This is a genomic window from Streptomyces sp. NBC_00237, assembly GCF_026342435.1.
Classification (GTDB): Bacteria; Actinomycetota; Actinomycetes; order Streptomycetales; family Streptomycetaceae; genus Streptomyces.
Window position 1 is genome coordinate 2,233,177 of record NZ_JAPEMT010000002.1, and the last position, 23,789, is coordinate 2,256,965.

Sequence of the window (23,789 nt, forward strand, 5' to 3'; positions counted from 1 at the left end):
CTCCCTCAGCGCAGCTTCGGGTCGAGGGCTTCGCGCACGGCGTCACCCATCATGATGAACGCCAGGACGGTGATGCTGAGCAGACCGGCCGGGAAGATCAGGGTGTGCGGGTTGTTGCGGATGTCCGAGAGGGCGTCGGAGATGTCGCCGCCCCACGAGATGGAGTCGCCGCCCAGACCCAGGCCCAGGAACGACAGCGTCGACTCGGCGACGATGTACGTACCGAGGGCGATGGTCGCGACGACGATCACCGGTGCGATCGCGTTCGGCAGGATGTGCTTGAACAGGATGCGCTTGGTGTCCGCGCCGAGCGCCTTGGCCGCCATCACGTAGTCCGCGTGCTTGGTCGTGATGACCGCGCCGCGCATGACGCGGGCGATCGACGTCCAGCCGAGGAAGGCCAGTGCGCCCATGACGACCCAGACGGTGCGGTCGGTGAAGGCGTTCAGGACGACCATCGCGCCGAGCAGGAACGGGATGCCGAAGAACACGTCGGTGAGACGCGAGATCAGGGTGTCCCAGAACCCGCCGAAGTAACCGGCCAGCATGCCCGCCAGCCCGCCGAAGACGGTGACGAGCACCGTGACGCCGACACCGACCATGATCGAGTTGCGGGCGCCGTAGATCGAACGGGCGTAGATGCTGCGGCCCGTGCGGTCGTAGCCCCACCAGTCGGCCTGGAAGAGGCTGCCGAGCTCCGGCTTGCCCAGGAAGTGGTTCGCCTGGTCGCCGATGGTCGGGCTGGCGTTGGTGAACAGGCTCGGGAACGCCGAGATCACGATCATCAGCAGGATCAGCAGCGCCGAGACCACGAACAGCGGGTTGCGCCGCAGGTCGCGCCAGGCGTCGGCGCCGAGACTGCGCGGCTTCTCGCCCTTGGGCGCCGCCGGGTCCACGGAGACGGGGGTGCCGCTGACGACGTTCGCCGCGTCCTCATGAGCGGTCTTGGTGAGGTCAGGCATAACGAATCCTCGGGTCCAGGACCGCGTACAGCAGGTCGACGAGCAGGCTGGCGAGGAGGTACACGAGCACCAGCACGGTGACGACGCCGACGAGGATCGGGCCCTCGCGGCGGGCGATGCCCTCGAAGATGAGGTTGCCGACGCCCGTGACGTTGAAGATGCCCTCGGTGACGACCGCGCCGCCCATCAGGGAGCCGATGTCGGTGCCCAGGTAAGTGACCACCGGAATCAGCGAGTTGCGCAGCAGGTGCCGGGTGATGATCCGCTGCTTGGGCAGACCCTTGGCAACCGCCGTACGCATGTAGTCGGCCGACTTGTTCTCGGCGATCGAGGTGCGGGTGAGCCGCGCCACGTACGCCAGACCGACCAGACCGAGCACCAGCGCCGGGACCGCGAGCTGTGCCCAGTCCTCGGAGTCCTGCACGGACGGAGTGATCCAGCCGAGCTCGTTGCCGAAGAAGAGCTGGATGCCGAGACCGACGACGAAGATCGGGACGGAGATCACCAGCAGCGTGAACAGCGTCACGCCGGTGTCGATGATCTTGCCGCGGCGGATGCCCGCGATCACGCCGAGGGTGATGCCGACGACGAGCTCGAAGCTCCACGCCATGGCGGCGAGACGCAACGAGGTCGGGAAGGCCATCGTGATCTCGTCGAGTACGGGCCTGCCACCCGAGATGGTCTTGCCGAAGTCCCCCTGGAACAGCCCGCCCATGTAGTGCAGGTACTGCTGCCACAGCGGGAGGTCCAGGCCACGGTCGTGCTTGATCTGCGCGACCTGCGCCGGGTCCGGCGGCTTGTCTCCCCAGAGGGCCGCTACCGGGTCACCCGGGAGCACGTTGACCATGAGGAAGATGAGCAGGGTTGTCCCGATGAAAACCGGGATCATCTGGAGCAGTCGCCTAGCGACGTAGCGCCCCATTGGTGCCTCCGTCCGTGTTCGGAGCCGCCCGAAGTGACGCCCGGGATCGCCGGGCGTCACTTCGGGAACGGTTCTCCGACGACTACTTCTTCTTGAAGACCTCGACGTCCGTCAGGATCGGGTCACCAGCCTGGTCGAACTCCACTGCCTTCACGTTGTTCGAGTGCGCGGAGTTGATCTGGTTGTAGAAGAGCGGGATGCCGGGCATCGTGTTGACCAGCTGCTTCTCAGCTTCCTGGTACAGCTTCGCCGACTCGTCGATCGTCTTGGCCTGGTCGGCCTTCTTGGCGAGCTCGTCGAACTTCTTGTCCGAGAAGTCGCCCTTGTTGCCGTCGACGCCCGTGGCGTACAGGTCGGCGAGGAAGTTGCCGTTGAACGGGTAGTCCAGGGTCCAGCCGGAGCGGTAGAAGGACTTGACCTTCTTCTGGTTCCGGATCTCGGTGTCGGCCTGGAAGTCGGTCACCGGGTCACCGGTGCACTTGACACCGGTGTTCTTGGTGATGTCGTTGCAGACCGCCGTGACCCAGCCCTTGTGAGGCTGGTCGGCGTTGTACTGGATGGTCATCGCGCCACCGGGGACACCGCCGCCGGCCGTGATGAGCTCCTTGGCCTTGGTCGGGTTGAACGTGCAGACCTCGCCGCAGGCGTTCTCCTGGTAGCCCTTCACACCCTTGGCGACCCAGCCGGTGGCCGGCTTGCGGTTGCCGTAGAAGGTGGTCTTGGCGATGGTCGGGCGGTCGATCGCCATCGACAGGCCCTGGAGGACCCGGACGTCGATGTCCTTCCACTGCTTGGTGTAGAAGGCCGGGTTCATCGTGTTGATGGCCGAGAACTCGGACGTGATGGCGCGCTTGCCGAAGTCCTGCTTGTAGTTGGCCAGCTCGCTGTCCGGGACCAGCGGCATCGTGTCGACGTTGTCCGAGCGCAGGTCGTTGTAGGCCGACTGCGGCGTCGTGTACGCCTTGAAGTTGATGCCGCCGTTCTTCGGCTTGTCCTCGCCCTTGTAGTCCGCCCAGGCGTCGAGCTGGATCGACTTCTTGTGCGCCCAGGACTTGAACTTGTAGGGACCGTTGCCGACCGGCTTCTCGCCGTACGTCTTCGGGTCCTTCAGCGCCTCGGAGGGCATCGGGAAGAACGGCGAGTACACCAGCTTGTAGGCGTAGTACGGGATGCCGTTGTTCAGCGTGATGGTGAAGCTGTTCTCGTCGACGACCTTCAGGCCGGACATCGTCGTGCCGGTGCCCTTGCCCTTCTCCGGGTGCACGGCGTCGTAGCCGACGATGTCGCGGTACCAGGCCGAGTTCTGCTGGCCGTTGGCCGGGTTGGCGGCCCAGTTCCAGGCGTCGACGTACGACTTGGCCGTGACGGCCTCGCCGTTGTGGAACTTCCAGCCCGCCTTCAGCTTGACCGTCCACACCTTGTTCGTCGCGTCGGGCGTGACGGACTCGGCGTTCTCGTTGACGATGTTGCCGGCCTTGTCGTAGTTGACGAGACCCGTGAAGAGGGAGTTGATGACGACGCTGCCGTACGCCTCCATGGTGTTGGCCGGCTGCAGAGGGTTCTGCGGCTCACCATTGGCGTAGCTGACGATCCCCTTGGGGTCGACCGTGCGGTTCGCGTTGTCGCTTCCGCCATCCTTGTTGCCGCCGCCACAAGCCGTCACCGTGAGAGCGACGACACCTGCTATGGCGACCCACTTGGCGCTCTTGGCACCGCGCATGGGTTCCTCCTCATGAGTCCACTTGTTAACTGCAAGAGGGGGCACAGGTGCACTCGCCGACACCCCTGACGGCGAGAAGTTCTGGTGCCCCAGTGTGCTCGTGAGTCGGCGCTCCCCACAGCGCATGACCCATTGACCCGAGCTCAATGGAGCCAACTATTAAGTACGTCCGGACCGTAAACCACACTTAAAGGGTCTCGTTTTGACAACATCACTTACCACCCACTGACCGAAATCCGGACAAACTGAGCCCAGACAGACACGCCCGAAACGGACTGTTAACGCAACTTCCGGAGAGTGTTGATCGATATCCGGACACATGGCCCATGAAAACAACTTGACCGACGGGTCTGTACACGGCAGTTGGATCTTGTCTGGACATGCCGGAGGCCCGACACTCTGACGAGTGTCGGGCCTCCGGGCTCGCCTGCTTAGCGCTTGGCGCGCGAAGCGGTGCGACCGCGCTCCTTGGCGTCCAGGACGACCTTGCGGATGCGCACGGCCTCCGGGGTCACCTCGACGCACTCGTCGTCGCGGCAGAACTCCAGGGACTGCTCCAGCGACAGCTTGCGCGGCGGCACCACGTTCTCCGTGGTGTCGGCGGAAGCGGCACGCATGTTGGTGAGCTTCTTCTCCTTGGTGATGTTCACGTCCATGTCGTCGGCGCGCGAGTTCTCGCCGACGATCATGCCCTCGTACACCTCGGTGCCGGGGTCGGTGAACAGGACACCGCGCTCCTGGAGGTTGATCATCGCGAACGGCGTGACCGTACCGGCGCGGTCGGCGACCAGGGAACCGTTGTTACGGGTCACCAGCGGGCCGAACCACGGCTCCAGGCCCTCGTGGATGGAGTGGGCGATACCGGTGCCGCGGGTGTTCGTCAGGAACTCCGTACGGAAGCCGATGAGGCCGCGGGACGGGACGACGAACTCCATGCGGACCCAGCCGGAGCCGTGGTTCGCCATGTTGTCCATCCGGCCCTTGCGGACGCCCATGAGCTGCGTGACCGCGCCCATGTGCTCCTCGGGGACGTCGACCGTCATGCGCTCGACCGGCTCGTGCACCTTGCCGTCGACGAGCTGGGTGACGACCTGCGGCTTGCCGATGGTCAGCTCGAAGCCCTCGCGGCGCATCTGCTCGACCAGGATGGCGAGCGCGAGCTCACCTCGGCCCTGGACCTCCCAGGCGTCGGGGCGCTCGGTCTCGAGGACGCGCAGCGAGACGTTACCGATCAGCTCGCGGTCGAGGCGGTCCTTGACCTGGCGGGCGGTGACCTTGCGGTCCTTGACCGCGGACTTGGCGTCCGCGCCCTTGCCCGTGCCGCCCCGGCCGACCATCGGCGAGTTGTTGGTGCCGATGGTCATGGAGATCGCGGGCTCGTCGACCGTGATCAGCGGCAGCGCGATCGGGTTCTCCGGGTCGGCCAGCGTCTCACCGATGGTGATGTCCGGGATACCGGCCACGGCGCAGATGTCGCCGGGGCCCGCGACCTCGGCGGGCTTGCGGGTGAGCGCCTCGGTCATCATCAGCTCGGAGATGCGGACGTTGGAGACCGTGCCGTCACGCTTGATCCAGGCGACGGTCTGGCCCTTGCGCAGCTCGCCCTGCTCGACGCGGAGCAGCGCGATGCGGCCGAGGAAGTTGTCGGCGTCCAGGTTGGTGACGTGCGCCTGGAGCGGGGCGGCCTCGTCGTACTCGGGGGCCGGGACGTGCTCCAGGATGGCGGAGAAGAACGGCTCCAGGCTGTCGCTGTCCGCGGGGACGGTGCCGTCCTGGGGCTTGGTCAGCGAGGCGACGCCGTCACGGCCGCAGGCGTAGACGATCGGGAACTCGATCTGGTCCTCGTCCGCGTCCAGGTCCAGGAACAGGTCGTACGTCTCGTTGACGACCTCGTCGATCCGGGAGTCGGGGCGGTCCGTCTTGTTGATGCACAGGATGACGGGCAGGCGCTGCTGGAGGGCCTTGCGGAGCACGAAGCGCGTCTGCGGCAGCGGGCCCTCGGAGGCGTCGACGAGCAGGACGACCGCGTCCACCATCGACAGGCCGCGCTCGACCTCACCGCCGAAGTCGGCGTGACCCGGGGTGTCGATGATGTTGATGGTGATGACGTCGCCGCCATCCTTCGGGTGGTACTTCACCGCGGTGTTCTTGGCCAGGATCGTGATGCCCTTCTCACGCTCCAGGTCATTCGAGTCCATCATGCGGTCGTCGAGCGACTCAGAGGCGTGCGCGGCGAAGGAGCCGGCCTGCTTCAGCATGGCGTCGACGATGGTCGTCTTGCCGTGGTCGACGTGGGCGACGATGGCTACGTTACGGATGTCGTGGCGCGTGGGCATGGGTTGCTAAACGCTTCTCTCGATCGTGGGATGCGGCGTCTCGTTCCTCGTACGCCCACCGGGCGGACGCGCCACGGCTTACCCCATGGTACGGGGCGGAGCCGGGACGGGCTTCCCGGGCCGATCGTGTGTGCGCTTCAGCGGGCCCGCGCGACGGTGGGGGGCGACCTGCGCGGACCGGGGGAACGGGGTGGTGGGAGCGCTTGATTCCGGGTCAAGGAGTCGGGAACGACCTTGCCCGCCGAGGGCTCGGCGGGCAAGGAATCGGGGCCGAATCGGGCTGGGTTCTCAGATCGCGAGATGCCCTCTGACCTGCGGTGCAGCGCTTATTTCCCGTTACTTGCGCTCATCTTTGGCCGAATCGGGCTTCTTGAATCCGATGTCCTGGTAACGGGGTGCGGAGAAGCCGAACGCGCCCGCGTTCACCAGCCCCGGCCTGACCGCGACCAGCTCGGGACGCTGGTAGAGCGGAATCGATCCGGCAGCCGCCCAGATCCGCTCGTCGGCCTGCTTCACCAGCTCGCGGGCCGCCTCCTCGTCCAGCTCGGCCGCCGCCCGGTCGAAGAGCTGGTCGATGTGGTCGGTGCCGACCCGGGTGTAGTTCTGCTCGACGAACAGGGAGCCGTCGGCGGCGGGTTCCGGCTTGGCGAAGATCGGCCGGTCGTCGGTGGCGGGGTAGGCGGTGCCGGGCCAGGAGTAGAGCGCCAGGTCGTAGTCGCCGGAGGCGATGTGGTCCTTGAAGTAGCTCTCGTCCTCGACCTTGGTGATCTCGGTGCGTACGCCGATGGACTCCAGCATCCGCGAGATCCGCTCGCCCACCGTGCGCAGGGCCGCCGAGCCGGGGTCGGAGGGCAGGACGAAGCGCAGGGTCAGCGGCTTGCCGTTCTTGCCGACCAGGCGGGGAGCGGTGGCCGCCCCGGCGGCGACGGGGGCGGCGGTGCCGCGCGGGGCGTACGCCCCGGCCATGCCGCCCTTCTTCTTCTCCTGGGCCTCGGTCTTGGCGTTCCGCTTGCCGTCGGCCCGGTCCTTGTGGTCCCGGTACTCGGCGGGCCGGACGTCGCCGGGCTTCGCGGCGGCGGGCCGGCCGTCGCCGGGCTTGTCGTCGCCGACGATGTACATCCCGTCGTCGGACGCCTCGTCCTTGTCCTTCTTCTTGTCACTGTCCTTGGCCTTCCGCTGCGAGCTGCTGCCCGCCGTGCGGCTGCCCGCGCCGCCCGGCGTGAAGCCCGCGTCGGCGAGCAGCGCCTGCGCGGCCTGGGTGTCCTGGGAGCCGAGCGCGTCGCTGCCGTCGGTGTACGCCTCCTGCCCGGCGAGCGCCAGGTGGCTGCCGAGCGGCGCCGCGGGCAGGCCGAGCGGGGCGAGCACGGACTCGGCGAGCTCCTGGCGGTTCAGCGCACGGGCCACCGCGCGGCGCACCCGCTCGTCGGCGAGCGGCCCGGAGGTCCCGTTCAGCGCGAGCTGCGTGTAGGCGGGCTCCAGTGACTTCCGTACGGTGAAACCGCCGAGGGCGCGCTGCTCCTTGGCGTACGACTGGACCTCGGCCCGCACCTTCTCGCGGGCCTGCGTCTCGGCCTCGGCGGTCTCCTCGTCGACCGCGCCGTGCGCCCGCGCCCAGGAGCGGAGGGCCTCGGATGCGGAGGTGGCGGAGCCGGGGCCGTGCGCGACGGGGGGCCTGCCCGCGTCCTTGACCGCCAGCGCGATGCGGTCGGCGGCCTGCCGGTCGATCTCGGCGATGTCGACCCGGCCCGAGGCGAGGGCGGCGGCGCGCTCACCGCGCGGCACGGCGCGCAGGACCATCCTGTCCAGCTTGGGGGCCTCGCCCCACCAGCGCGGATTGCGCTCCAGGAGGACCGATCCCTCCGCCCGGTCCAGCTTCATCGGGCGGAAGGGGCCCGCCGTCGACTTCAGCTTCGTACGGGCGCCCTCGTTGAAGGCGTCGGGCGTGCCCATGACCTCCTTGGGGTACAGGGGCGTGAACAGGGAGCGCCAGTCGGCGTACGGCTTGGCGTAAGTGACCTTCACCTCAAGGTCGTTGGCGCCGCGTTCGATCTTCTCGATGCGTTCGTAGCCCGCGTTGCGGGCGGTCCAGTACGCGGAGTCCCTGCCGCGCAGGGCCCGCCACTGGGCGACGAAGTCGGCGGCCCCGATCTCGCGGCCGTCGCCCCAGACGGCCTGCTGGTTGATCTTGTAGAGGACCACTTGCTTGGGCTCGCGCTCGACGATCGAGGCGTCTTCCAGGTAGTCGGGGTTGCGCTGCGGCTTGCCCGCCGTGTCCAGTACGAAGAGGGAGGGCAGCACCGCGCCCGCGATGCGTGCGGTGGTGGTGTCGGCGTCCGCCTGGAAGGCGTTGAAGGTCGCGGGGAGGGAGTCGACGGCCCAGTTGAGGGTGCCGCCGTCGGCCACCTGCTCGCGGTGGGTGGCGTTGAGGTCGGCGGCGACGGGGACCGCTCCGCCCGTCGCCGCCTCCTCCTCGGAGGCTCCGCCGCAGCCGGTCAGCGAAGGCAGTGCGAGCACTCCGCACACCAGGAGGGTCGCCGGGCGCAGGGCGCGCCGGGACCGCCGAGTTGGCTCCCGGCCGGGGAGCCCGTGGGGGTGTCCGTTGGGGACGCCGACGTCGGACATGGCTGGTACCTCCAGGCTGACCCGGACCATTCCTGCCGGAATGGGCCGTTAGATTCACATTTGGGGGCTTATTGAGGTGATCACACTTGTTGTCCTTGCCGGGTCACTGAAAGGGACCTCGCGCGGGGGGTGGTGACGACACGTCGGGCATTCGGGGAAGGGCACCCGTGCGGCCCAATCCGATGGGGGCGGACGGGGCGCGCGGGGCGGGCGCGCTCCGCGCACCGGCGCACGCACCCTTCACAAGGGGGGATGTGACGCGCGACACTCCAGGCGCATGGGCGTTGCGTGAGCGCGTTACTGACCGCTCGGCGGAAGTGAGGGCAATTCATGTCCCTGCACGAGGAATTGACGGAGCTTCAGGACTGTCTTGACCGTCTGGAGAGGTCCGTGCTGCGGATGACGGGGCGGCTCGGGGAGAGCCATGCGCTGGATGTGCGGCGGGTGCGGACGGATGCGGCGCATTTGAGGGAGAGCGTGGCGATGCTGAGCGCTTCGGCGGTGGGGAGGGGGGCCTCTTCCTCTTCGTCGTCGCCGCCGTCGCCGTCGCCCCGGCCTGAGCTGATCACGATTCCGGATGCGCCGTACGACAGTGCGTTGTGGACGGATTCGGATGACGAGGGGTTGGGGGCGAGGGATCGGCGGGCTCCCTGAGGGGGCGCGGGGCAGGGTGCGGACGGGTGGGCCCTGGGGTCCAGGGGCTCAGCCCCCGGACCCCAGGGCCCGCCTCCGGCGGGCTGTGTGCCCCTGTCCCGCCCCTTCACCTCAAGCGCTCGCCGCGCGGCAGTCCCGCAACCCCGCGGGCGCGTCGCGGCCGGTCGCGCTCACGCGGCGGAGCCGCACATCGACACAGCCCCGCGCCCCTGGAGGACTGCTTCGCAGCCTCCCCCGGCCCACCCCGGTACCGCCCAGCCGCTCCGCTACCGCTCGGCCCGACCATCCGTCCAGACTCCCCTGGAGCCTCCGTTGGCCACAGGCACCGACCCTCGAACCCCTACGGAGAGCGGAGTTCACGGCCCGACCCGGGCCAGGATCTCCGCCCGCCACCTCCGCACCGACACCTGGTGGCTCGCCCCCGCGATCACCGCCGCCGGTCTCCTCGCCTTCGTCGTCTACTCCACCTGGCGCGCCTTCGCCAACAGCGACTACTACGCGGCCCCGTACGTCTCCCCCTTCTACTCCCCCTGCCTCGCCGAGAACTGCATCCCCATGAAGGGCGGCCCCAACTGGGAGATCTTCGGGAGCTGGTGGGGCCTCTCCCCCGCGCTGCTGATCCTGATCTTCCCGCTCGGCTTCCGGCTGACCTGCTACTACTACCGGAAGGCGTACTACCGCGGCTTCTGGGCCTCGCCCCCCGCCTGCGCCGTCGCCGAGCCCCACAAGAAGTACTCCGGGGAGACCCGCTTCCCGCTGGTCCTCCAGAACATCCACCGGTACTTCTTCTACGCCGCCGTCCCCGTCGCCGGGATCCTGACGTACGACACCGTGCTCGCCTTCCGCGACGCGCACTACGAGTGGGGGCACATGGGTCTCGGGACCCTGGTCTTCCTCGTCAACATCGTCCTCATCTGGGCGTACACCTTCTCCTGCCACTCCTGTCGGCACATCGTCGGCGGCCGGCTGAAGCACTTCTCCAAGCATCCGGTGCGGTACCGGCTGTGGGGGTGGGTCGGAAAGCTGAATGACCGTCACATGCTGCTGGCCTGGGCCTCGTTGATCAGCGTCGCCCTCGCCGACTTCTACGTCTATCTCGTCGCTTCCGGCGCCTTCGAGGATCCGAGGTTCTTCTAAAGATGACTCAGTTGGAACGGCAGGAGTGGGACGTCGTCGTGGTCGGCGCCGGCGGGGCCGGGCTCCGGGCCGCCATCGAGGCGCGCGAGCAGGGCGCGCGTACGGCGGTGATCTGCAAGTCCCTGTTCGGCAAGGCGCACACCGTGATGGCCGAGGGCGGCATCGCCGCGTCCATGGGGAACGTCAACTCCGGGGACAACTGGCAGGTGCACTTCCGGGACACCATGAGGGGCGGGAAGTTCCTCAATCAGTGGCGGATGGCGGAGCTGCATGCCAGGGAAGCGCCGGACCGGGTATGGGAGTTGGAGACCTGGGGGGCGCTCTTCGACCGCACGGCGGACGGGCGGATCTCGCAGCGGAACTTCGGCGGGCACGAATACCCACGGCTGGCCCATGTCGGCGACCGGACCGGGCTTGAGCTGATCCGGACCCTTCAGCAGAAGATCGTCCAGCTTCAGCAGGAGGACTTCCGGCTGACGGGGGACTACGAGTCCCGGCTGAAGGTGTTCCAGGAGTGCACCGTGACCCGAGTGCTCAAGGACGGGGAGCGGGTTTCCGGGACGTTCTGTTACGAGCGGGAGTCCGGGCGCTTCTTCGTGCTGGAGGCCCCCAGCGTCGTGCTCGCCACCGGTGGCATCGGCAAGTCCTTCAAGGTGACGTCCAATTCGTGGGAGTACACGGGGGACGGGCACGCGCTGGCGCTGCTCGCGGGGGCACCGCTGCTGAACATGGAGTTCGTGCAGTTCCACCCGACGGGGATGGTCTGGCCGCCGTCCGTGAAGGGGATCCTGGTCACCGAGTCCGTGCGCGGTGACGGCGGCGTGCTGCGGAACTCGGACGGCAAGCGGTTCATGTTCGACTACGTGCCGGACGTCTTCAAGGAGAAGTACGCGGAGTCGGAGGCGGAGGGGGACCGCTGGTACGAGGACCCCGACAACAACCGGCGTCCGCCCGAGCTGCTTCCTCGCGACGAGGTCGCGCGTGCCATCAACTCCGAGGTGAAGGCGGGGCGCGGCACCCCGCACGGCGGGGTGTATCTCGACGTGTCGACGCGCATGCCCGCCGAAACGATCCGGCGGCGGCTGCCGTCGATGTACCACCAGTTCAAGGAGCTGGCCGATGTCGACATCACGGCCGAGGCGATGGAGGTCGGGCCGACCTGCCACTACGTGATGGGGGGCATCGCCGTCGACTCCGACACCGCCGCCACGCGCGGCGTGCCGGGGCTCTTCGCCGCCGGCGAGGTCGCCGGTGGCATGCACGGGTCGAACCGGCTCGGCGGCAATTCGCTGTCCGACCTGCTCGTCTTCGGGCGGCGGGCCGGGCTGTACGCGGCACAGCACGCCGCCGAGCACCTGGGGGCCGCCCGGCCGTCCATCGACGAGGCCCAGATCGACGCGGCGGCGGCCGAGGCACTGCGCCCGTTCAGCGCGGAGGGTCCCGAGGCGGGGTCCGACGAGCCGGGGCGGCCGCCGGAGAATCCGTACACGCTCCACCAGGAACTCCAGCAGACCATGAACGATCTCGTCGGCATCATCCGGCGGGAGGGGGAAATGGAGCAGGCGCTGGAGAAGCTGGCCGAGCTGCGGGTGCGGGCGCGGCGGGCCGGGGTGGAGGGGCACCGGCAGTTCAACCCGGGGTGGCACCTCGCGCTCGACCTGCGGAACATGCTGCTGGTGAGCGAGTGCGTCGCGCGTGCCGCGCTGGAGCGGACCGAGAGCCGTGGCGGGCACACCCGCGAGGACTTCCCCGCCATGGACCGCGCCTGGCGGGCCGTGAACCTGCTGTGCCGTCCCGCCGATCCGACCGGGGGGCTGGCCGCCACCGACCCCGTACGGGGTCAGATCGAGCTCGTACGGACCACGACCGAGCCCATCCGTCCGGACCTGCTCGCCCTCTTCGAGAAGGAGGAGCTGGTCAAGTACCTCGCCGAAGAGGAGCTGTACGAGTGACCACGAGCCCATCTGCCAAATACGTGGCCAACTTCCGTGTGTGGCGCGGGAATTCGGAAGGCGGTGAGCTGGAGGACTTCAAGGTCGCCGTGAACGAGGGCGAGGTCGTCCTCGACATCATCCACCGCCTCCAGGCCACCCAGGCGCCCGACCTCGCCGTGCGCTGGAACTGCAAGGCGGGCAAGTGCGGTTCGTGCAGTGCGGAGGTCAACGGGCGGCCCCGGCTGATGTGCATGACCCGCATGTCGACCTTCACGCCGTCCGACACGATCACCGTGACGCCGCTGCGCGCCTTCCCCGTCGTACGGGATCTGGTGACGGACGTGTCCTTCAACTACGAGAAGGCGCGGGAGGTGCCCGCCTTCGTGCCGCCGGAGGGGGTCGCGGCGGGCGAGTACCGGATGCAGCAGGTGGACGTGGAGCGGTCGCAGGAGTTCCGCAAGTGCATCGAGTGCTTCCTGTGCCAGGACACGTGCCACGTGGTGCGGGACCACGAGGAGAACAAGACCGCCTTCGCCGGGCCGCGCTTCCTGATGCGGGTCGCGGAGCTGGACATGCATCCGCTGGACGCGGCGGCGGAGAGCGGGCTGGACCGCAAGCGGAGCGCGCAGGAGGACCACGGACTCGGGTTCTGCAACATCACGAAGTGCTGCACGGAGGTGTGTCCGGAACACATCAGGATCACGGACAACGCGCTGATTCCCCTGAAGGAAAGGGCAGTTGACCGCAAGTACGATCCGCTGGTGTGGCTCGGGAGCAAGATCCGGCGGCGGCCGGAATAGGTCCCGGCCCCGGCGTGCTGGATCAGGCATGTGGAACAGTGAGTCGCTTGATCTGGACGCGTATCTGAAGAAGATCGGTTACGAGGGGGAGCGCGCCCCCTCGGTGGAGGCACTGCGCGCACTGCATCGCGGGCACGTGCTCGGGCTGCGGTGGAGCACGATCGACGCCATGCTCCACCACGACGTGCCGCTCGACCTGGAGTCCCTCCAGGCGAAGCTGGTGGCCGGGGGGCGGGCGGGGTACTGCTTCGAGCACGTTTCGTTGTTCGCGGCCGTGCTGGAGGCGCTCGGGTTCGAGTTCTTCGCGGTGCAGGGGCGGGTCGTGATGGGCGGCGAGAAGATGCTGCCCACGACGCACGCCCTGGTGGTCGTGGAGCTGGACGGGCGGCGGTGGCTGTGCGACGTCGGCTTCGGGGCGTCCATGCTGGAGCCGGTCGAGATGGTCGCCGGGGAGGCGGGGGTCGAGGTCGAGCAGGACGGCTGGCGGTACCGGCTGCGCGAGCGGGACGAGATCACCCCGGGGGCGCACGGGTGGGAGCTCCAGCAGCCCGCCTTCGGACCGGAGACCGACCGGGACGGCGACGGGTGGATGGTGCGGCACAACTTCACCCTCGCCCCGCAGTACCCGGTGGACTTCCGGATGTCGAACCACTTCGTCTCGACGAGTACCCACTCGCCCTTCAGCTACCGCTTGTACGTGCAGCGCGTCCTGCCCGGCACGTTGCACGTCCTGGACGAGCTGAAGTGGACGACCACGCACACCGGGGGTGAACTTCCGCCGGTCACGCGGGACTTGGAGGCCGCCGAGGTTCCGAAGGTACTGGCGGAGGTCTTCGGCATCGAGCAGAGTGAGGAGGAGGTCGAGCTGTTGGTGGCGCGGCTGACGGCCAACGCGGAGGCGGCTCGCGCGGCCGCCTGAGGAGCGACCGTGGCGCGCGTTACCATGACCGCGCCATGGAGGCGCTTACACGAGTGGGCGCGGGCCTGATGGAACGGACGGTTCCGGGTGAGTGCTGCTCCCACGGTGTACGACGTCGCGGACAAGGCGGGCGTCTCGATCGCAACGGTCTCGCGGGTCTACCGCAGCCCCGGCTCCGTCCGGGAAGCCACCCGCGAGCGCGTGCTGGAGGCCGCGCGCACCCTCGGCTACGTGCCGAGCGGCAGCGCGCGCGGCCTGGCCAGCCGTACGACCGGAGTGCTCGGACTGTGCTTCCCGGACCACGCGGATCCGGATGTGGACGGGGAGGGCGGTTCGGGGCCCTTCGCGGACGGGGACGGCGACGACGACGGGGCGGTCGTCATGCTGTACTCCGACCAGATCATCCGGGGCATGGAGCGGGCCGCCCGTCGGCACGGGTACGCGTTGCTGATCGCGGCCTCGCTGGAGGGCGGGCCCGAGAGCCTCGTCGCGCAGGTGGCGGGGCGGGTGGACGGGTTCGCCGTCCTGTCGCAGACGGTGCCCACCTCGGACCTGGAAGTCATCGCGCAGCGGCTGCCGATCGTGATGCTGGCGGGGCCCCGGGAGATCGACCAGCTGGATCACATCGAGGTCGCGAACGCGGACGGGGTCAGGGAGTTGACCCGTCATCTGGTCGACGACCACGGGTTGCGGAGGCTGGCCTTCGTGGGTGGGGAGGCGTCGTCGCCGGACGCCCAGGCGCGGTTTCGGGGGTTCCGGGAGGCGTGCCGGGAGGCCGGGCTGCCGGTGCCGTCGGAGCCCGCTCTGCGGGCGGAGTCGATGACCTATGCCGAGGGGTCGCGGGCGGCGGAGGCACTGCTCGACCGGGCGGAGGCCGGCGGGGCCGCCGCTCCGGAGGCGATGCTGTTCGCCAATGACCAGATGGCGGTGGGGGCGCTGCACGCGCTGGAGCGGCGAGGGGTACGGGTGCCGGAGGACATCGCGGTGACGGGCTTCGACGGGATACCGCTGGGGAGGGTGGTGCGGCCTTCGCTGACGACGGTGCGGCAGCCGATGCGGAGGCTCGGGGAGGAGGCGGTGGAGCTGCTGGTGCGGCGGCTGGGGGATCGGTCGCTGGAACCGGCGTCGCTGATGCTGCCGGTGAGTGTGGTGCGGAGGGGGAGCTGTGGGTGCTCCGTTGCCGGGGGCTGAGCGGGGGTGGGGCTGCGGGTTCGGGTCCGGGTCCCGGTCCCGGTCCCGGTCCCGGTCCGGCTCGGGGTCCGGGTCAGGATCCGGGTCCGGGTCCGGCTCCGGGTCCCGAGCCGGGTAGAGGCGGGGCTCCTGGGGTGCGGCCCCCGTCTCCGTACCCGGCAGAGGTGGGGCGCCCGGGGTGTGCTCCGTGCCGGGGGTGGCCGCGCCCGGGGGGCGGTTTGCCTGCGGCGCTGCCCCGGTCCCGCCCCTTCACCTAAAGCGCTCGGCCGCGCGGCTGGGTGGGTGGCTGGTCGCGCAGTTCCCCGCGCCCCTGACCGAACCTCCGCCAGCCCCTCTCGCAGGGGGCCGTCCTCCTTCCGCCTCGCCCCCTCTCGCAAGGGGGGCCGCCCCCCTGCGCCTAGCCCCCTCTCGCAGGAGGCCGCCCCCTTCCGCCCAGCCCCCTCTCGCAGAGGGCCGCCCCCCTTCCGCCCAGCCCCCTTGGGCAGCGGGGCCGCCCCCCGGGGGCGGGACGGGCGGGCAAGGGGGCGGCCCCCTCGCTCCCGCCCCACCCCGCTACTGGCCCCGCCCCACCCCGAGGGCCTCCACTGTGTGCGGGGCCCAGCCCCACCCCCCGTACCGCCCGCGCCCAGCGCCCCGCGCCCAGCGGTCGCGCCGCGCACGACCCCGGCATAGCCTCCCAAATGTGACGCCTCCCGAGAGCCGCGCCCGGATACCCCGTACCGCCCTGCTGGCCGTCCTCCTCGGCCTCGGCGGATGGTCCGTCGCGGCAGCACCGGACATCACACCCCCGGCCGGACGGGCAGCGGCAGCGGTCCCCGCCGACGATCCCGTCCGCCTCTCCTCCGACGGTCAGATCACCGACAAGGCCGGTGCCCTCGGTTCCCGGCGCGGCGACGTCGCCCAGGCCCTCAACAAGCTCTACGCCGACCACCGCCTCCAGCTCTTCGTCGTCTACGTCCGTGACTTCTCCGGCCGCTCCGCCCAGAGCTGGGCCGACACCACCGCCACCCGCAACGGCCTCGGCCGCGACGACGTACTACTGGCCGTCGCGACGAAGGACCGGCAGTTCGCGTACTCCGTGGACCAGGACTCCCGGCTCAGCGACGCCCAGCTCGCCGAGGTCTCCGCCACCGCCGTCAAGCCCGCCCTCCGCGAGAACGACTGGGCCGGTGCCGCCGTCGGCGCCGCGAACGGGTACGCCGCCGTCCTCTCCGGCAGCCCCGTCCCCACCCCGGTCATCACCCCCGGCGTCCACGACCCCGGTGCCGAGGACGGCGCGGCCGGGGATCTGGTGCTCCCCGTCGTCGCCGTCGGCGGTGCGGGAGCCCTCGCGGCGTACGCGTACAGCCGCCGGAAGCGGAATCGCGCGGGCACCCCCGGAAGGGCCGCCCCGGAAGCAGCCCCCGCCCTCACGCCCCTCCCCGAGCTCGACGGCCGCGCCAAGAAGGCCCTCGTCGAGACCGACGACGCGATCCGTACCAGTGACGAGGAACTCGGCTTCGCCACCGCCCAGTTCGGGGAGGCTGCGGCGCGGCCGTTCGCGGAAGCGCTCGCGTACGCGAAGGGGGAGCTGACGGCCGCGTTCAAGATCCGGCAGCAGCTCGACGACGCGTTCGCGGAGGACGATCCGACCAGGCGGAGGATGCTCGACGAGATCCTCGCGCGCTGCGCCGAGGCCAATCGCCGCCTCGACGCCGAGTCCGACTCCTTCGACCAGCTGCGCGAGCTGGAGCGCAACGCTCCGGCCGCCCTCGACACCGCCGAGGCCGCCTTCCGCAGCCTGACCGGCCGTACGAGCAGTGCCGAAAGCACCCTGCGGGCGATGAACGACCGGTACGCGGAGTCCGCCGCCGCCCCCGTCGCCGGGCACGTCGAACAGGCCAAGGACCGGCTCGTCTTCGCCACCGGCAACCTCAACCAGGCCCGCCAGCTCCTCGTCGCCGGCGACAACAGCCAGGCCGCCGTGTTCCTGCGGGCGGCCGAGGGCGCGGTCGACCAGGCGGGGACACTGGTGGACGCGGTGGAGCGGCGGGAGCGTGAACTGGCGGAGGCGGACGGGCAGTTGGAGGTGGCACTGACCGAGACCGACACCGATCTCGCCGACGCGCGCGGACTCCTCGGCGGTACGACGCCGGGCACCAGCACCGCCGACCTGCGGGGGCGCATCGCGCGGGCCGAGGCCGTCGTACGCGACGTACGGGAGGAGACCCGGGCCGGGAGGTACGACCCGATCGACGCCCTGCGGCGGATCGAGGAGGCCGATGCCGCGCTCGACGAGGCCCTCGCCGGGGCGCGGGAGCGCGAGAGCGCCGGGCGGCGGGCCCGGGACCTCCTGGGGCAGGCCACGCTCACCGCCCGCGCCGCCATCGGAGCGGCGGCCGACTACATCACCACCCACCGCGGCGCGGTCGGCAGCCGGGCCAGGACCCGGCTCGCGGAGGCACAGCGGCACCTGGAGCAGTCGGCGGCGCAGGCCGAGGGCGACGCACCGGCGGCCCTCGCCGAGGCCCAGCGCGCGGACGCCCTCGCCCGCGAGGCGCAGAACCTGGCCGAGCAGGACGTACGCGGCTTCGGCGGACCGTACGGAGGAGGGGGCGGCGGCATCAGCGGCGGGGAGGGCGGCGGCCTCAACGGGGCCGTGCTCGGCGGCATCATCCTCGGCGGGATCCTCAACGGAGGGCGCGGCGGGGGAAGTTACGGGGGCGGGTTCGGAGGAGGAGGCGGGGGCGGCGGATTCGGAGGGGGCGCGGGACCCGGCAGTTTCGGCGGCGGCGACACCCGGGGCCGCCGGGGCGGCGGCGGCCGGTTCTAGGGCCGCGCCCCAGAGACGTACACGTCCACAGACACCCACCCCATCCAGGGAGCACGCCATGTCCAAGCAGTCCATCATCGGCCGGGTCACCCAGCTCGCCAAGGCGAACATCAACGCACTGCTCGACCAGGCCGAGGATCCGCAGAAGATGCTCGACCAGCTCATCCGCGACTACACGGCCAACATCGCCGAGGCGGAGGAGGCGGTCGCCTCCACCATCGGCAACCTGCGGCTCCTGGAGCAGGACCACCGCGAGGACGTCGACGCCGCGCACGAGTGGGGCGGGAAGGCTTCGGCGGCCAGCCGCAAGGCCGACGAGCTGCGGGCGGGCGGTTCGGCCGCGGAGGCCGACACGTTCGACGGGCTGGCCAAGGTGGCGTTGCAGCGGCAGCTCCAGGCCGAGAAGGAGGCCAGGACCGCCGAACCGACGATCGCCTCGCAGACCGAGGTGGTGAACGGACTCAAGGACGGGCTGACGAAGATGAAGGGCAAGTTGGCCGAACTTACCTCGAAGCGCGACGAGTTGGTGGCGCGGGCGAAGTCGGCGCAGGCCCAGAACTCCATGATGGACGCGGCTCGGAACATCAACGTCCTCGACCCGACGAGCGAGCTGAGCCGCTTCGAGGACAAGGTGCGGCGCGAGGAGGCGCGGGCGATGGGCAAGCAGGAGCTGGCCGCCTCCTCGCTGGACGCCCAGTTCGAGCAGTTGGACAGCCTGGGCGACGACGCGGAGATCGAAGCCAGGCTGGCCGCCCTCAAGAACAAGTGACCAGCGCGACGAGAGACAGGACGAGGGACGGGACGAGCGGTCAGTACATGCTCAGGAGCTGGTCCACGGTCAGTTCGGCGGGTTCCGCCGACTCGCCGTCCGGCAGGGCCAGTTCGAACCAGACCGTCTTGCCGCGCGGTGTGCGCCTGGCCCCCCACGCCGCGCTGAGCAGTCCGACCAGCTGGAGGCCGCGCCCACCCTCGTCGGTGTCGCGGGCCCGCCGTCGCCTCGGCTGGACGAGGCCCGCGTCCCACACCTCGCAGACGAGGGTGCGGTCGAGGAGGAGGCGGAGGCGGACCTCGCCCTCTCCGTAGCGCAGGGCGTTGGTGACCAGCTCACTGACCAGCAGCTCCGTGGTGTCCACGAGGTCTTCGAGGCCCCAGGAGACCAGCTGGGCGCGGGCCAGTTCGCGGGCCCGGCCCACCGAGCGGGGTTCGCGCGGCAGCCGCCAGTCGCCGACCGAGGCCGCGGGGAGGCCCTGGATGCGGGCCATCAGAAGGGCGATGTCGTCCTCGCCGTGGCGGGTGTCCAGGGTGCTCAGGACGTGGTCGCAGACGTCTTCCAGGGAGTGGAAGGGGCCTGCCCGCAGCGCCGACGCCGCGGGGTGATGGCCGGGCGACGGGCGGGCGGGCCCGCTCAGCGCCGTACGGAAGTCGCGCAGGCCCTCCTCCAGGGGGTGGTCGCGGGACTCGACCAGGCCGTCGGTGTAGAGGGCGAGGAGGGACCCCTCCGGGAGTTCGACCTCGACCTCTTCGAAGGGTTCGCCGCCGACGCCGAGCGGCATGCCGGGCGGTACGTCGAGGAGCAGCGGCTCCTCCCCCGGCTCGACCACCATGGGCGGCAGGTGGCCCGCGTTGGCGAACGTACATCGGCGGGTGACCGGGTCGTAGACCGCGTACACGCAGGTCGCGAGGTACACCTCGGAGAGGTCGGCCTCGCGGGACTTGTGGGCGGCCCTGGACGCCTGCTGGGCGCCGCTGGGGGTGCCGAGTCCGCGTGCGATCTCGTCCAACGCACTGAGCACTTCGGCCGGTTCGAGATCCAGTAGGGCCAAGGTACGTACGGCGGTACGGAGTTCGCCCATGGCGACGGCCGCGCGCAGGCCCCGGCCCATGACGTCGCCGACGACCAACGCGGTTCGGTGACCGGGGAGTTCGATGACGTCGAACCAGTCGCCGCCGACCTCGGTGGCCGTGTTGCCCGGCAGATAGCGGCAGGCGATATCGAGCCCGGCGGCCTCGGGGTCGCCCGGCGGGAGCAGACTGCGCTGGAGGATCAGCGCGCGCTCGTGCTCCCTGCGGTAGAGCCGGGCGTTGTCCATGCAGACGGCTGCCCGGGAGGCGAGTTCGGCGGCCAGTGCCCGGTCACGCTCCCCGAAGGGCTCGCTGCCCTTCGTACGGGAGAACTGGACGAGCCCGATCACCGTGTCGTGGGCGACCATCGGCACGGCGAGCGTGGAGTGCACCAGGTCGCCCTCCCCACCGGGCACGGCGCGGGTGCGGGCGCTGCCCAGCGCCTTCGCGCAGGGCGTGCCGAAGGGGTAGCGGTGGACGGCTCCGACGGTGATCGCCGCCGGGTCCTCCCCCGGGCCGACGCAGCCGGGCGCGGCGAGCGGCGCGTCCGAGACGGCCGACGCGAAGGCGACGCGGCGCAGTTCGGCGCTGCCGTCGGTGACCCCCGGCGGGGCCTCGTCGCCGGTCAGCAGCCCCTGGTAGAGGTCGACGGAGGCGACGTCGCAGAAGCCGGGGACGGCGACGCCGAGCAGTTCGCGGGCCGTGGTCTCCAGGTCAAGGCTGTTGCCTATGCGGGAGCCCGCCTCGTTGAGGAGGGCGAGGTTGCGCCGGGCGTCGGCGGCCTCGCGGGCGGCCCGGTGGCGGCGGGTGACGTCGGTGGCCAGGCCCGCGACCCCGACCGGGCGGCCGGAACCGCTGTGCACCCGGTAGAGGTTGACGGACCAGTGGCGGCGCTCGGAGCTGCCGGGTTCGGTGCCGGTGATCTGGATGTCGGTCATGGCCTCGCCGGTGTCCAGGACCCGGCGCAGGGCGGCGGTGACCCGCTCGGCCTCGGGGGCGGCGAGGTAGTCGTGCACGGTACGGCCCCGGTGCGCGTCGGCGTCGCCGCCGAACACCTCGGCGAACCGCCGGTTGGTGCGCTGCACCGCGAGGTCGGTGCCGAACAGCAGGAAGCCGAAGGGAGATTGACCGAAAATGGCCTGTGATGCGGCGAGGTCGGTTTCGATCCGCCGCAGGGCTTTGACGTCGACGACGAGGCAGAGCGCACCGCGTTCGCCCGTCTGCGTCTCGCTGGGCATCACATAGATCTCGGCGATCCCCTCGGCACCGCCGCCACCGTCCGCACCGAGCGCCGCCTCGGGCATCCGGAACGGGACGAGGCCCGTCCACTCCTTGCCGTCGAGGATCTCGGCCACCTCGCGGTGCCCCCGTGTGCGGTACTCCTCGGGCACGAAGACCTCGACCGGGTCCCGGCCCACGACCTCGTGCGCCAGGACGCCGAAGAGCTCCTCGGCCCGTCGGCTCCACTGCTCGACGCGGCCGTCGGCGGCCAGCGAGAAGGAGGCCACCTTGATGTAGTCGTAGATCGACCCGGGCGGGCTGGACTGCCACAGAGGGCCTCCGGCAGCGGAACCTGTTCCCGTACGGGCCTCCCCGGCAGCGGAGCCGGTTCCGGTACGGGCCTCCCCTGCGGCGGAACCTGTTCCCGTACGGGCCTCCCCGGCGGCGGGACCTGCGGTGGCCGGTCGCGGTGCGGGCCCGTCGCCGGTCCGTCCCGCGCCGAGGCCGTCGCCGCCCCTACGCGTCTCGGCGCCGCCCTCTCCGGCGGAACCCGGTGCGCCCGGGGTCCGGCCAGGACCTCCGGGATCTCCTGCGCCTTCGGTGCCGCCCGCACCCGCACTTCCGAGGGCGCCGCGAGCACCTCCGTGGAGGCCGCCCGCACCTCCGAGAGCGCCGCCGTCACCGATCGCCACAGCGTCCCGTGCCGTTCCAGCAGCGTCGCCGCCCGCGCCCCAAGCGCCGCGAGCACCGCCCGCTGCCGCGCCGGGCGTCGGCGCCTTCGCTGGTATCTCGTTCACACGCCCGTCCCCTCCAGCTCACCTCACCGGAACCGGCCTTGCCCGCAGTATTCAGCACTGCGGCCCCAGTCGGCACGGCGTTCACGATCGCGACGTCCTCCCGGGCTTCCCCCGGCCCTTTTCGGCCGTAATGCACCTGTCGGCCGAGGTATTCCGGATGACGTCGTGATCGAAAGTCCCTTCACACTTCTAACCGGGCAGAGCCAGCTCGAACCACACTGTCTTGCCGCTCTTTCCGCGCCGGGTCCCCCAGCGCTGTGCGGAGCAGGCGACCAGCTGAATTCCGCGCCCTCCCTCGTCGTCGGGTCCGGCCGCCCGCTCCCGGGGTGGATCCGGAAGCGGATCGGAGACCTCCACCCGCAGGACGGCGGGGGCGGGCGCGGCGGTTCCGGGGAGGGGTCCGGTGGTGGCGAGCCTCACCAACCGAACGCCGATCGGCCCGGACGCGTACCGCAGGGAATTGGTCACCAGCTCGCTGACCAGCAGGACGCTGACGTCGACGAGTTCCCCGAGGCCCCAGTCGCGCAGGGCGTCGCGCACCGCGTGCCGCGCGGTGCGGACCGCGTCGGGCTCGGCAGGGAAGGTCCACTCGGCGCAGGCGCCTTCAATGTCCAGCACGCCGACCACATCCCAGAACAGCAGCAGCGGACCCCAAAGAGGCAGTGTCCTTTTTCGGGGGGTTAATCAGCACATACCCGATATCGGACTCCAGCTATCCCGGGAATAGGCGCACTGTGGCACGAACGGCGTACGAGGTCGCCCGTGCGCTGGGTCCCGTTGCCCCGTTCAGACCCCTGCGGACCGGCGGCGTTAGCCCGTACGAAACGGCCGGTCGCGCGGTGTGACGAATCACCGGGCACATCCGCCCGCCCGAGTACGTCCGCCTACCCGGACGCTTCCGCCCGCCCGAGTACGTCCGCCTGCCCGGACGCTTCCGGCCGCCCTGGTACGTCCGCCTACCCTGCCGCGCCCGCCGCACGCAGCATCCGTACCGCCTCCGCGACCGCCGGGCGGTCCTGGTCGAGCCAGTCCACGCTGTCGCTCTCCTCGGGCCCCAGCCAGCGCAGCTCGTCGTGGTCCTCCAGCGGGCGGGGTTCGCCCGAGAGCAGCCGGGCCGTCCACACCTGGAAGACGTACCCGGGCTTCAGCGGCCACTCGCCGGGGACGCGCGCGACGGCCTCGGTCTCCACGCCCAGCTCCTCGCGCAGCTCGCGCACCAGTGCCTGCTCGGGAGTCTCGCCGGGCTCCAGCTTCCCGCCGGGCAGCTCCCAGCGGCCCGCCAGCTCCGGCGGGGCGCTGCGGCGCGCGGCCAGCAGTCGTCCGTCACGGCACAGGGCTCCGCCCACGACAAGTCTCTCCGTCATGGTGCGGAGCCTACGGGTGTGCCACCCGTGCCGCGGAACCGCGGTCCGCGGTGTGGATCACGCCGTTCACGTGCCGGGGAACTGATCGGTTTCACCGGCGCAGGAATCCGCGCTTCTCCCGCCCATCCCCCTCACTGCTGCTTCGCGGCAGCCTGTTCGATCAGATAGAGCTGCTTGTGTCCGTGGGCGTCGAGCTGGTCGGCCTTCCGCTCGGCCTCCGCGCGCGTGGCGTACGCCCCCACGCGATAGCGGTTGCCGTTGTCGTCCTGCCGCACCACCAACCACGCAAGCCGGTCGCCGCCGTCATTCATCGCGCGCCTCCGTCAGGGGTCCCCAGGAAACCTCAGTACGCATATGCCCGACCTTACGCCTGACCTTTACGCACCGGATATGAGTTTTCACAAAGAGACACCGATCTGGCCAAGAAACACTGGGGAGTTGACGCCGAAACGGGGGCGCACCCAAAAGGATGCGCCCCCGCGAGGACATCAACCCGCCCAGCCAGAGCGGGAGTTGGCGATCGGCGGACGCGTACGTGACCGTCCCGCCGAAAGGC

The 23,789-nt window shown here is 70.5% G+C and carries 17 protein-coding genes; 8 read left to right on the forward strand and 9 right to left on the reverse strand.

Annotated features, from left to right (window positions below):
• Nucleotides 1-5 precede the first annotated feature (5 nt).
• The 5 genes from OG897_RS23665 to OG897_RS23685 all read right to left on the reverse strand — a co-directional run bounded on the left by OG897_RS23665 (nucleotide 6) and on the right by OG897_RS23685 (nucleotide 8,562).
• Nucleotides 6-962 carry an ABC transporter permease gene (locus tag OG897_RS23665; protein ID WP_266659200.1) on the reverse strand — a complete coding sequence of 319 codons (957 nt, stop codon included), beginning with the start codon at nucleotides 960-962 and terminating at the stop codon, nucleotides 6-8.
• Entirely contained in the window at nucleotides 955-1,884 is a 930-nt protein-coding gene (locus OG897_RS23670) for an ABC transporter permease (RefSeq protein WP_266659201.1), read from the reverse strand. Before OG897_RS23670 ends, OG897_RS23665 begins: the two co-directional genes overlap by 8 nt.
• 82 nt (nucleotides 1,885-1,966) lie before the next feature.
• Nucleotides 1,967-3,604: an ABC transporter substrate-binding protein gene (locus OG897_RS23675; RefSeq protein WP_266659202.1), complete on the reverse strand. Its 1,638-nt coding sequence runs from the start codon at nucleotides 3,602-3,604 to the stop codon at nucleotides 1,967-1,969.
• Between the two features lie 431 nt (nucleotides 3,605-4,035).
• Complete coding sequence (gene typA / locus OG897_RS23680; RefSeq protein WP_266659203.1) at nucleotides 4,036-5,940, reverse strand: translational GTPase TypA; 1,905 nt, start codon at nucleotides 5,938-5,940, stop codon at nucleotides 4,036-4,038.
• Nucleotides 5,941-6,276: 336 nt separating this feature from the next.
• On the reverse strand, nucleotides 6,277-8,562 hold the full coding sequence (locus tag OG897_RS23685) for an ABC transporter family substrate-binding protein (protein ID WP_266659204.1): 2,286 nt from the start codon (nucleotides 8,560-8,562) through the stop codon (nucleotides 6,277-6,279).
• Between the two features lie 330 nt (nucleotides 8,563-8,892).
• On the opposite strand from OG897_RS23685, the gene OG897_RS23690 reads away from it, so the two are divergent.
• The 8 genes from OG897_RS23690 (at nucleotide 8,893) to OG897_RS23725 (ending at nucleotide 18,778) form a co-directional block, all read left to right on the forward strand.
• Nucleotides 8,893-9,216, forward strand: a complete 324-nt coding sequence (locus OG897_RS23690; RefSeq protein WP_266659205.1) for a hypothetical protein — start codon at nucleotides 8,893-8,895, stop codon at nucleotides 9,214-9,216.
• Between the two features lie 312 nt (nucleotides 9,217-9,528).
• Nucleotides 9,529-10,353: a hypothetical protein gene (locus OG897_RS23695; RefSeq protein ID WP_266659206.1), complete on the forward strand. Its 825-nt coding sequence runs from the start codon at nucleotides 9,529-9,531 to the stop codon at nucleotides 10,351-10,353.
• 2 nt (nucleotides 10,354-10,355) lie between these two features.
• On the forward strand, nucleotides 10,356-12,305 hold the full coding sequence (locus OG897_RS23700) for a fumarate reductase/succinate dehydrogenase flavoprotein subunit (RefSeq protein ID WP_266659207.1): 1,950 nt from the start codon (nucleotides 10,356-10,358) through the stop codon (nucleotides 12,303-12,305).
• On the forward strand, nucleotides 12,302-13,087 hold the full coding sequence (locus OG897_RS23705) for a succinate dehydrogenase/fumarate reductase iron-sulfur subunit (RefSeq protein WP_266659208.1): 786 nt from the start codon (nucleotides 12,302-12,304) through the stop codon (nucleotides 13,085-13,087). The genes OG897_RS23700 and OG897_RS23705 overlap by 4 nt, the downstream gene beginning before the upstream one ends.
• A gap of 28 nt (nucleotides 13,088-13,115) precedes the next feature.
• Nucleotides 13,116-14,006, forward strand: a complete 891-nt coding sequence (locus OG897_RS23710) for an arylamine N-acetyltransferase (protein ID WP_266659209.1) — start codon at nucleotides 13,116-13,118, stop codon at nucleotides 14,004-14,006.
• Between the two features lie 105 nt (nucleotides 14,007-14,111).
• A complete protein-coding gene (locus OG897_RS23715; RefSeq protein WP_266660438.1) occupies nucleotides 14,112-15,197 on the forward strand; it encodes a LacI family DNA-binding transcriptional regulator in 1,086 nt (361 codons plus the stop codon).
• Nucleotides 15,198-15,879: 682 nt separating this feature from the next.
• On the forward strand, nucleotides 15,880-18,009 hold the full coding sequence (locus tag OG897_RS23720) for a TPM domain-containing protein (RefSeq protein WP_266659210.1): 2,130 nt from the start codon (nucleotides 15,880-15,882) through the stop codon (nucleotides 18,007-18,009).
• Between the two features lie 58 nt (nucleotides 18,010-18,067).
• Nucleotides 18,068-18,778: a PspA/IM30 family protein gene (locus tag OG897_RS23725; protein ID WP_266659211.1), complete on the forward strand. Its 711-nt coding sequence runs from the start codon at nucleotides 18,068-18,070 to the stop codon at nucleotides 18,776-18,778.
• A 40-nt stretch (nucleotides 18,779-18,818) separates the two neighbouring features.
• Here the strand turns inward: OG897_RS23725 and OG897_RS23730 are convergent, their stop codons facing one another.
• From OG897_RS23730 to OG897_RS23745, 4 genes are all read right to left on the reverse strand, one after another.
• Nucleotides 18,819-21,404, reverse strand: a complete 2,586-nt coding sequence (locus OG897_RS23730) for a SpoIIE family protein phosphatase (protein WP_266660440.1) — start codon at nucleotides 21,402-21,404, stop codon at nucleotides 18,819-18,821.
• A gap of 654 nt (nucleotides 21,405-22,058) precedes the next feature.
• Complete coding sequence (locus OG897_RS23735) at nucleotides 22,059-22,496, reverse strand: ATP-binding protein (protein WP_266659212.1); 438 nt, start codon at nucleotides 22,494-22,496, stop codon at nucleotides 22,059-22,061.
• 329 nt (nucleotides 22,497-22,825) lie between these two features.
• Nucleotides 22,826-23,233, reverse strand: coding sequence for a (deoxy)nucleoside triphosphate pyrophosphohydrolase (locus OG897_RS23740; protein ID WP_266659213.1), 408 nt, complete (start codon nucleotides 23,231-23,233; stop codon nucleotides 22,826-22,828).
• Between the two features lie 131 nt (nucleotides 23,234-23,364).
• On the reverse strand, nucleotides 23,365-23,544 hold the full coding sequence (locus OG897_RS23745) for an SPOR domain-containing protein (RefSeq protein WP_266659214.1): 180 nt from the start codon (nucleotides 23,542-23,544) through the stop codon (nucleotides 23,365-23,367).
• Nucleotides 23,545-23,789: the final 245 nt, after the last annotated feature.

What these genes read in the sequence shown, in the direction of transcription:
- OG897_RS23685 (WP_266659204.1), bottom strand. Translation starts at nt 8,562, where the DNA reads ATGTCCGACGTCGGCGTCCCCAACGGACACCCCCACGGGCTCCCCGGC.
- OG897_RS23675 (WP_266659202.1), bottom strand. Translation starts at nt 3,604, where the DNA reads ATGCGCGGTGCCAAGAGCGCCAAGTGGGTCGCCATAGCAGGTGTCGTC.
- typA (WP_266659203.1), bottom strand. Translation starts at nt 5,940, where the DNA reads ATGCCCACGCGCCACGACATCCGTAACGTAGCCATCGTCGCCCACGTC.
- OG897_RS23670 (WP_266659201.1), bottom strand. Translation starts at nt 1,884, where the DNA reads ATGGGGCGCTACGTCGCTAGGCGACTGCTCCAGATGATCCCGGTTTTC.
- OG897_RS23745 (WP_266659214.1), bottom strand. Translation starts at nt 23,544, where the DNA reads ATGAATGACGGCGGCGACCGGCTTGCGTGGTTGGTGGTGCGGCAGGAC.
- OG897_RS23740 (WP_266659213.1), bottom strand. Translation starts at nt 23,233, where the DNA reads ATGACGGAGAGACTTGTCGTGGGCGGAGCCCTGTGCCGTGACGGACGA.
- OG897_RS23725 (WP_266659211.1), top strand. Translation starts at nt 18,068, where the DNA reads ATGTCCAAGCAGTCCATCATCGGCCGGGTCACCCAGCTCGCCAAGGCG.
- OG897_RS23690 (WP_266659205.1), top strand. Translation starts at nt 8,893, where the DNA reads ATGTCCCTGCACGAGGAATTGACGGAGCTTCAGGACTGTCTTGACCGT.
- OG897_RS23710 (WP_266659209.1), top strand. Translation starts at nt 13,116, where the DNA reads ATGTGGAACAGTGAGTCGCTTGATCTGGACGCGTATCTGAAGAAGATC.
- OG897_RS23665 (WP_266659200.1), bottom strand. Translation starts at nt 962, where the DNA reads ATGCCTGACCTCACCAAGACCGCTCATGAGGACGCGGCGAACGTCGTC.
- OG897_RS23700 (WP_266659207.1), top strand. Translation starts at nt 10,356, where the DNA reads ATGACTCAGTTGGAACGGCAGGAGTGGGACGTCGTCGTGGTCGGCGCC.